Here is a 7,429-nt window from a genome sequence, read left to right on the forward strand (position 1 = left end):
AAGAGGCCACTCTGATAATTGTCTTTTTAATGCGTTTGCAAAATTATCAAAAAGTTATCGCAGCGTGCAAAGATACAACGTCCGCTTCTGGCACATAGCAGACCATCCAGCTAAGAGGTTTTGAGCTGTATTTACACTCAGGATTATTGCTGCCCTGCTTTTACCCGGAGTATGGTTTGCCGGGTAGTATTAAATTCCCGCGCAATGGCGCTGATACTTATTCCGGCGTTAATCCGTGCAATCACCGTAAGTTGCTGTTCTTCCTTCAGTACTGAAGGACGTCCAAACCGTTTTCCAGCTGCTTTTGCTCGCGCGATACCAGAGTGCGTACGCTCAAGCAGCAAATCTCTTTCAAATTCCGCCACAGCAGAGATGACCTGCATGGTCATTTTTCCTGCCGGGCTGGTCAGATCCACCCCGCCCAGGGCTAGGCAATGAACGCGAATATCTGACGCCGCCAGTTGCTCAACTGTTTTTCTTATGTCCATGGCATTACGCCCAAGACGGTCCAGCTTGGTGACAATCAGCACATCACCATTTTCCATGCGATCAAGCAGTCGGATAAATCCGGGGCGTTCGCTGGCAGCAACCGAACCACTGATTTGCTCCTCAATCAGTCGCTGGGGTCTGATGGCAAAACCTGCCGACTCAATTTCTCTGCGCTGGTTTTCAGTGTTCTGTTCCAGAGTCGAAACCCGGCAGTAAGCAAAAACACGTGACATAGGGATATTTTCTGTACGAAAAGGATGTACGAATTATAACGTATGTCCGATAGTGAATTCACTCACTTTCGGACAGTATGGCTGACTAGTGTACGAAACCGACCGGTTTCGGTCAGTACAAATCAATAACTAAAATGAACTATATGCAGAGGAAGCATTTATGCCACGGAGACAAATACTCAGCAGTGAAGAAAAAGAACGCTTGCTGATTGTGCCGGATGATGACGTTCTTCTGACGCGCATGTGCTTTTTGAGTGAACCTGACCTCGCGCTTATTAATAAACACCGCAGGCCAGCTAACCGCATGGGATTTGCTGTTTTACTTTGCTACTTGAGAGGGCCGGGGTTTCCTCCCGACAAAAATATCTCCCCTCACGACGGGGTTGTTTCCCGGCTAGCGGCTCATTTGAAACTTCTGCCTGATTTGTGGGCCGAGTATGCATCAAGAGAGGTCACTCGCTGGGAACATCTGGCCGAACTTTATCGCTACCTGGAATTATCTCCCTTCAACCGGGCGCTACAAAAAAACTGTATTCGCCACCTTTATCCCCACGCAATGCGGACTGACAGAGGCTTTTTGCTTGCGGAGGAAATGCTCACCTGGCTCCACAATAATAAGGTGATTTTCCCCTCTGTTGATGTCATCGAACGAACTCTGGCCGAAGCAACAACGCTTGCAGACAGGGCGGTCTTTTCTGCGCTTACCGCGCAGCTTGAGCCGGAACATAAAGCGGCGCTGGACCGTCTGCTGGTATCCGAGGGTGAGCAACCTTCACGGCTGGCCTGGCTGCTTCAGCCTCCGGGGAAAATTAATGGCAAAAATGTCCTGCAACATATCGACCGGTTAAATTCGATTGAGTCGCTGGCACTGCCTGATGGCATTGCGCTTTCTGTTCACCAGAACCGGCTCCTGAAACTCGCTCGCGAAAGCAGAAAAATGAGTAGCCGGGACCTGGCAAAATTCACGGATGTTCGCCGTTATGCCTCACTGGTTTGTGTCATATCGGAAGCCAGGGCCACCCTGACTGACGAAATTATTGATCTGCATGAGCGTATTCTGGGCAGTCTGTTTAGCAAGGCAAAACGCACGCAGGCCGAACGACTCCAGCAAACGGGAAAGCTGATTCAAAGCAAGCTGAAGCAATACGTTACCGTCGGGCAGGCATTGCTTAACGCCAGAGAGTCCGGTGAAGATCCCTGGACCGCAATAGAAGACGTTCTTCCCTGGCAGGAATTCATTAACAGCGTGGAAGAGACGCGGTTCCTGTCACGTAAGGACAACTTCGACCCGTTGCATCTGATCACAGAGAAGTACAGTACGCTGCGTAAATACGCCCCCCGGATGCTGTCCGCGTTGCAGTTCATGGCTGTACCTGCCGCAATGCAGCTCAGTGATGCGCTTGATGCCGTCAGAGAGATGTATCGAAAACAACTCCGCAAAGTACCGTCTTCCGCGCCAACCGGGTTCATTCCGGAAAGCTGGAGAAAGGTGGTGCTCACTCCCACAGGCATTCACCGAAAATATTACGAATTTTGCGTACTGAATGAGCTGAAGGGAGCTTTACGTTCTGGCGACATCTGGGTCAAAGGATCGCGCCGCTACCGGAATTTTGATGATTATCTGATCCCATCTTCCGATTTTGAAAAGTCACTTCGGGATAACCAGTTACCCCTTGCCATTCCGACCGATTGCCATGAATACATCAAGAGCCGCATGACGCTTCTGGCATCGCGACTGGAGGAAGTGAATGCAATGGCGCTGGCCGGTGATTTGCCCGATGTGGATATCTCGGATAAAGGCGTGAAAATTACCCCGCTGGATAATAGCGTCCCTTCATCAGCATCCCCTTTTGCCGATCTGGTTTATGGCATGTTGCCTCACCCTAAGATTACTGAAATGTTGGATGAAGTGGATAGTTGGACCGGTTTTACCCGCCATTTCACACATCTCAAAAATCATCACGTCAGACCTAAAGACAGAAAGTTGTTAATGACCACGATTCTGGCTGATGGCATCAACCTTGGGCTGACAAAAATGGCCGAATCTTGTCCAGGAACGACAAAATCGTCACTGGAGGGTATTCAGGCCTGGTACATCAGGGATGAGACCTATTCAGCAGCGCTGGCCGAGCTGGTCAATGCTCAGAAAAAACGGCCTCTGGCTGCATTCTGGGGCGATGGAACAACATCATCGTCTGACGGGCAGAATTTTCGGGTGGGCCGTCACGGCCATTATGCGGGTCAGGTCAATCTCAAATACGGTCAGGAGCCAGGTGTGCAGATTTATACGCATATTTCGGATCAATATAGCCCGTTTTACACCAAAGTCATCAGCCGCGTGCGCGACTCAACCCACGTACTTGACGGCTTGCTATATCACGAAAGTGATCTTGAAATCACCGAGCATTACACCGATACCGCAGGTTTTACGGAACATGTTTTCGCGCTAATGCATCTGCTGGGATTCGCATTTGCACCAAGGATCCGGGATCTTCATGACAAGCGCCTGTTTATTCATGGAAAGGCTGAGCGTTATCCGGGACTTCAATCTGTGATATCCACAACCCCACTGAATCTTAAAGACATTGAGACACACTGGAATGAGGTACTTCGCCTCGCAAGCTCGATAAAACAGGGGACTGTTACCGCATCGCTGATGATGAAAAAACTGGCCAGTTATCCTAAACAAAATGGCCTTGCAAAGGCATTGAGGGAAATCGGACGCATCGAACGGGCACTGTTTATGCTGGACTGGTTTCGCGATCCATCACTGCGCCGACGCGTACAGGCGGGGCTGAATAAAGGTGAGGCCCGCAATGCGCTTGCACGAGCGGTCTTTATGCACCGATTGGGTGAGATCAGAGATAGGGGGCTGGAGAATCAGAGCTACCGGGCCAGTAGTCTGACGTTGCTGACTGCGGAGATCTCCCTGTGGAATACGGTATATATAGAAAGAGCCATAGATTTCCTGAGACGAAAAGGGATCCCATTAAATGACCAGTTGATTTCTCATTTGTCCCCGCTGGGATGGGAGCACATCAATCTGAGTGGGGATTACGTCTGGCGGACAAATCTAAAGCTGGGACAGGGTAAATACCGTTCATTACGCTCAGTGGATAGTGGTCTGTACAAAAAACAGGCTTAGCGTAGGATATTTTCCGTTTTCCAAGCGGACCCCGGATACGTCGTCCCTGGCGGCGCAGTACGGTATCGGGGTCTGGAAAGCGAAAGGCGCAGCTGGCTATCTGACCTACCATAACGGGATTTATCACACCGGGCACATCGAGGGTGACCTGACGACAGAGGATGTTAAGGCGGCGGCTCACGCCGCCGGAATCGATGCGCTGAATACTGTGAACCATGCCCCTGTTCTGGAAAAAAACGATGTGCTCGCGCAGGCGCTGGGGCTCACGGGTACGCCAGGCTTGATTGTGATGCCGGTGGAGAAGGCCTCACCTGAAACCATCACTGTCTTTGCCGGGCTGGCGTCACCGGAGCAGATTCTGGCGGCGATCGATAAAGCACAGCACTGACGCGCCCGGTCCCGCCGGGCTTGTCCAACCCGGCAAAAGCAGGATGACCCTCTGCCTTTGCCGGGTTACCGGTTATCTATGATGTCGCTTTTAAGATAATCAGACAAACTGGCGTGGTGCGCTGTGTTTTAAGCGGGATTTATAAATAGTCTGAAATAAATATCAACAGCGTATCTGTTTGTTATCTATATTATTTCATTTTTTAAATGCACTACTGACAGTGAATATGATGGTCGCAATGTCTCGTTTTGGCGCCTCTGTCGAGACGGAGGTGACTTATAAAAAGATAAATAAACGACTGTGCTGAAAACCAGCACTATTCAAAAATGAAAGAAGGCTTCAGCTAAAAGATTTTATGCTGTCAATAATTCTGTTTAAACAGGATGATGCTGTTAAAACTCTGTTAAAAATATATTTCCCAATGCTTGATTTTAATTTCACTAAAAACACCAGAATCTACTACGCTTAGGTTATCCTTGGATAGCCAGCACCAGTAACCAAGGATAATCAGCAAATTGTTCGCTTGTTTCTCTTCCGGGTGGCTCCTGAGATTGATAAGCAGAGCTGCTAGTTGATCTAAACAAAGGCCACGCACATGTGTGGCCTTTTCAGAAGCATTAAATTACCAAACTACGCAGAGGTTATCTATGACAGATCATTCCAGTAACGTTGATTCATTAACAGAAAATAAAAACAGCATGATTCTACCTGTGCATAACAAAAAATCAGTTGCATCGGATGAAGAAAATCCATTTGACAGCATTGAACTTCCTTATCCTTCAGAAGATGAGGTTAAGAAATAAAACTGGTTACAAGATTGCTTAGCTGTTCATCACTTCAGTGAAAATGATAATGTCACAAAAGCTCCATTTTTTTGGTTTTCATTTGCATTTCGTTATGATTAATACCTCCGGCATTGATGAAATGTCGTTGTTAATAAAGATGAACTTTGATTACGAGATTGTTTTGGCAGGAAATCTATTGACTTTTGAAGCTGATTTTTTTAAGCGCCGATAGATGTAAATCAATTTCATCGACTGAACAACTGCTTTCATATTTCTCCAGGTATAAAGCTTTCAGGTAGTCTTCTAACATCTTCCTGCTGAATTTTTCACGCGCGTGTGTACTAAGAAGAACAATGATGGCTTCGCCAATTATTGCATGTTCGTTTTTCATCATAACTCCTTGGTTAGAAACATTAATGTTTCGGACCTAAGGAGTAATGAATCTTAATCGGTAGGCTTCGCAGTACATTAAGGCTAGCATGCTCTGATAAAAAATGGAAAAATTTAGATTCATATAAAGCGCGCATATTTATATGATGAAATAGAGGTAAAGTATAAAATCAACTTACCGTTCTGAAATGTTCATCAGGATAGTGTAACATATGATTATCATAATCAATCTCGGGGTGTTTCGGCGCTGGTGACCTGAATGATAAGCTGTGTTGTTAGAGGCTATATATGGCACTGTATTTTGTACAGTTTACGTTTTTACGGTCGAAGCGATAGTTTCCATGAAAAGTCGCATAACAGGACTGAGGCAAGTCTATGAAAAAGGTTTTGGTCTTCTTTAATTCGCAGCAGGTAGAAGTCGTAACTTTATCAAAATCTTTAACCTGTATTGTGCGAAATTATCCGAACGGTGAAGAAGTTACACTAAAGATAATGCTCACTGGAATCCATTCCTTAACTGGCGATCATACTAAAATTTATGTTGCATCTGACCGGGAGCTTACACAAGAAGAAGTGACGAGTGCGGTGACCAGGTCTCTGTGATCCGTGAAAATGGACGAACTTGCAACCGGATCCCATCCTCCCGGAAATCATATTAATGCTACACACTGTCCTGTTTGAATTTATGGTGCCCCCCTAAGCGGAGGGGCTAAATAACCAGATTACTCCTCTCCATTGGCGCTAATCATGATTGTAGCAGCGGGGCTGGAGGTTTAGCGTTTTCTCGACTGGTACAGGGTTGCTTTTGCGGTCCTGGCTCCCCAATAGCGCTTTCAAGTTGTTGGGGCATTTGTCAGACAGGATTACCCTGTCTGGCCGTTAAATTCTCTGGCACAGCGACAAAATTGATAGGTTGATGACGCAGGCGCTAGTGACCTAATCTGTCCTTCGGGAGTTTTTATGCAGGGATTTTGTCATGTCATTAGCAAAGCATCTTAAATGGGGGGGTGGGCTCACACTTGCCGTTACGCTGTTGAGTGGGTGTATTCCTTATCCGCGGGAACAGCCGGGATATATCGAACTTTGCGAAAGTGAGCATACCTTTAGCGTGAATAGCCCAGAAGGAAAGCGGGAGATCGTGCTTGAAACTTATCTCTACGATCACGCGATTCCTGGCCGATATGTCCCTGCTAAACGTTCTAGCTTCACTATTCCCAATGTACAAGGGCCTGAGGCTAGACCAGAATTTTATGTCCAGCTGATTGCCTATAACACTGGGCGGCAGCGGCCATCGCGTCCGGGAAGCAAAGGCCGACCAGCTGTCCCCATTATGCTCGATGCCCGAAAAGCCTATATCGATCTCGGTGATGGGAAACGCCTTAACGCGCGTCCCGAAATTTTCCTTAACACTACCTCATTTCCCTATGATTTCCCGGAAGATCAGATGGAGTATTCGAGGCCTTCACCTTATGACATCAACAGTGATGAGGTGCACCGCAATGTCCCGAGGATTACCAATAATGATGATTATGGCTCAGCCTATGTCGTCTTTAAAATTTATAACAAGTACGCTAATGAAAAATGGGCCATTCACCTCGGCGAGTTGAAGATTGCAGGGCAGAAAATCACGGTTCCGCCGCTGAAGCTTTGCTATCAGCCGACGCTGAAATGGATTGGTATTGAACCGCTGATGCGGCCATAGACGTCATTCGCAATCATATTCATAGCCCATTATTTTGTCGCCGGTTTCATTTATCCTATGGCTGCGGGAGCGTCAACCCTACAGCAGATATCGATGCCCGTAGGTAAGTAAAATTATCGGACGTATTAAAATGGGCCTTTTGCCATGACCTGCTCCCCATTTATTAACATATGCTGAAGTTAGAAAGGTCCGCTATGTGCCATGACCTGCCCCCAGTATTAGATACAACCGTCAGTTAGTAATGTCGGTTTGTTTATCTTCACATTTTTCATTTCGCCACCGTGCTGCAAACTCTGA

The 7,429-nt window shown here is 47.2% G+C and carries 7 protein-coding genes; 5 read left to right on the forward strand and 2 right to left on the reverse strand.

Features of this window, described 5'->3' with window-relative positions; genetic code table 11:
* Positions 1-143: 143 nt before the first annotated feature.
* Entirely contained in the window at positions 144-722 is a 579-nt protein-coding gene (locus tag ABIC80_RS24350; protein WP_013578376.1) for a recombinase family protein, read from the reverse strand.
* Positions 723-882: 160 nt separating this feature from the next.
* Here ABIC80_RS24350 and ABIC80_RS24355 point away from each other — a divergent pair, with 160 nt between their 5' ends.
* The 3 genes from ABIC80_RS24355 (at position 883) to ABIC80_RS24365 (ending at position 5,058) form a co-directional block, all read left to right on the forward strand.
* Positions 883-3,867 (forward strand): Tn3 family transposase, encoded by a 2,985-nt coding sequence (locus tag ABIC80_RS24355; RefSeq protein WP_429178867.1) that lies wholly within the window; start codon positions 883-885, stop codon positions 3,865-3,867.
* On the forward strand, positions 3,842-4,255 hold the full coding sequence (locus ABIC80_RS24360; RefSeq protein ID WP_312200652.1) for a hypothetical protein: 414 nt from the start codon (positions 3,842-3,844) through the stop codon (positions 4,253-4,255). The genes ABIC80_RS24355 and ABIC80_RS24360 overlap by 26 nt, the downstream gene beginning before the upstream one ends.
* 647 nt (positions 4,256-4,902) lie before the next feature.
* Positions 4,903-5,058, forward strand: coding sequence for a hypothetical protein (locus ABIC80_RS24365; protein WP_156884960.1), 156 nt, complete (start codon positions 4,903-4,905; stop codon positions 5,056-5,058).
* Between the two features lie 175 nt (positions 5,059-5,233).
* Here ABIC80_RS24365 and ABIC80_RS24370 read toward each other — a convergent pair whose 3' ends face one another.
* Positions 5,234-5,434 carry a hypothetical protein gene (locus tag ABIC80_RS24370; protein WP_148285605.1) on the reverse strand — a complete coding sequence of 67 codons (201 nt, stop codon included), beginning with the start codon at positions 5,432-5,434 and terminating at the stop codon, positions 5,234-5,236.
* Between the two features lie 371 nt (positions 5,435-5,805).
* On the opposite strand from ABIC80_RS24370, the gene ABIC80_RS24375 reads away from it, so the two are divergent.
* Together ABIC80_RS24375 and ABIC80_RS24380 are read left to right on the forward strand one after the other, a co-directional pair.
* Positions 5,806-6,033, forward strand: a complete 228-nt coding sequence (locus ABIC80_RS24375; protein WP_094193011.1) for a hypothetical protein — start codon at positions 5,806-5,808, stop codon at positions 6,031-6,033.
* 373 nt (positions 6,034-6,406) lie between these two features.
* Positions 6,407-7,132: a hypothetical protein gene (locus ABIC80_RS24380; protein WP_242389630.1), complete on the forward strand. Its 726-nt coding sequence runs from the start codon at positions 6,407-6,409 to the stop codon at positions 7,130-7,132.
* The last annotated feature ends 297 nt before the right edge of the window (positions 7,133-7,429 follow it).

It is taken from the genome of Kosakonia sp. 1610 (assembly GCF_050435845.1).
In the GTDB taxonomy this organism is placed as follows: Bacteria; Pseudomonadota; Gammaproteobacteria; order Enterobacterales; family Enterobacteriaceae; genus Kosakonia; species Kosakonia cowanii.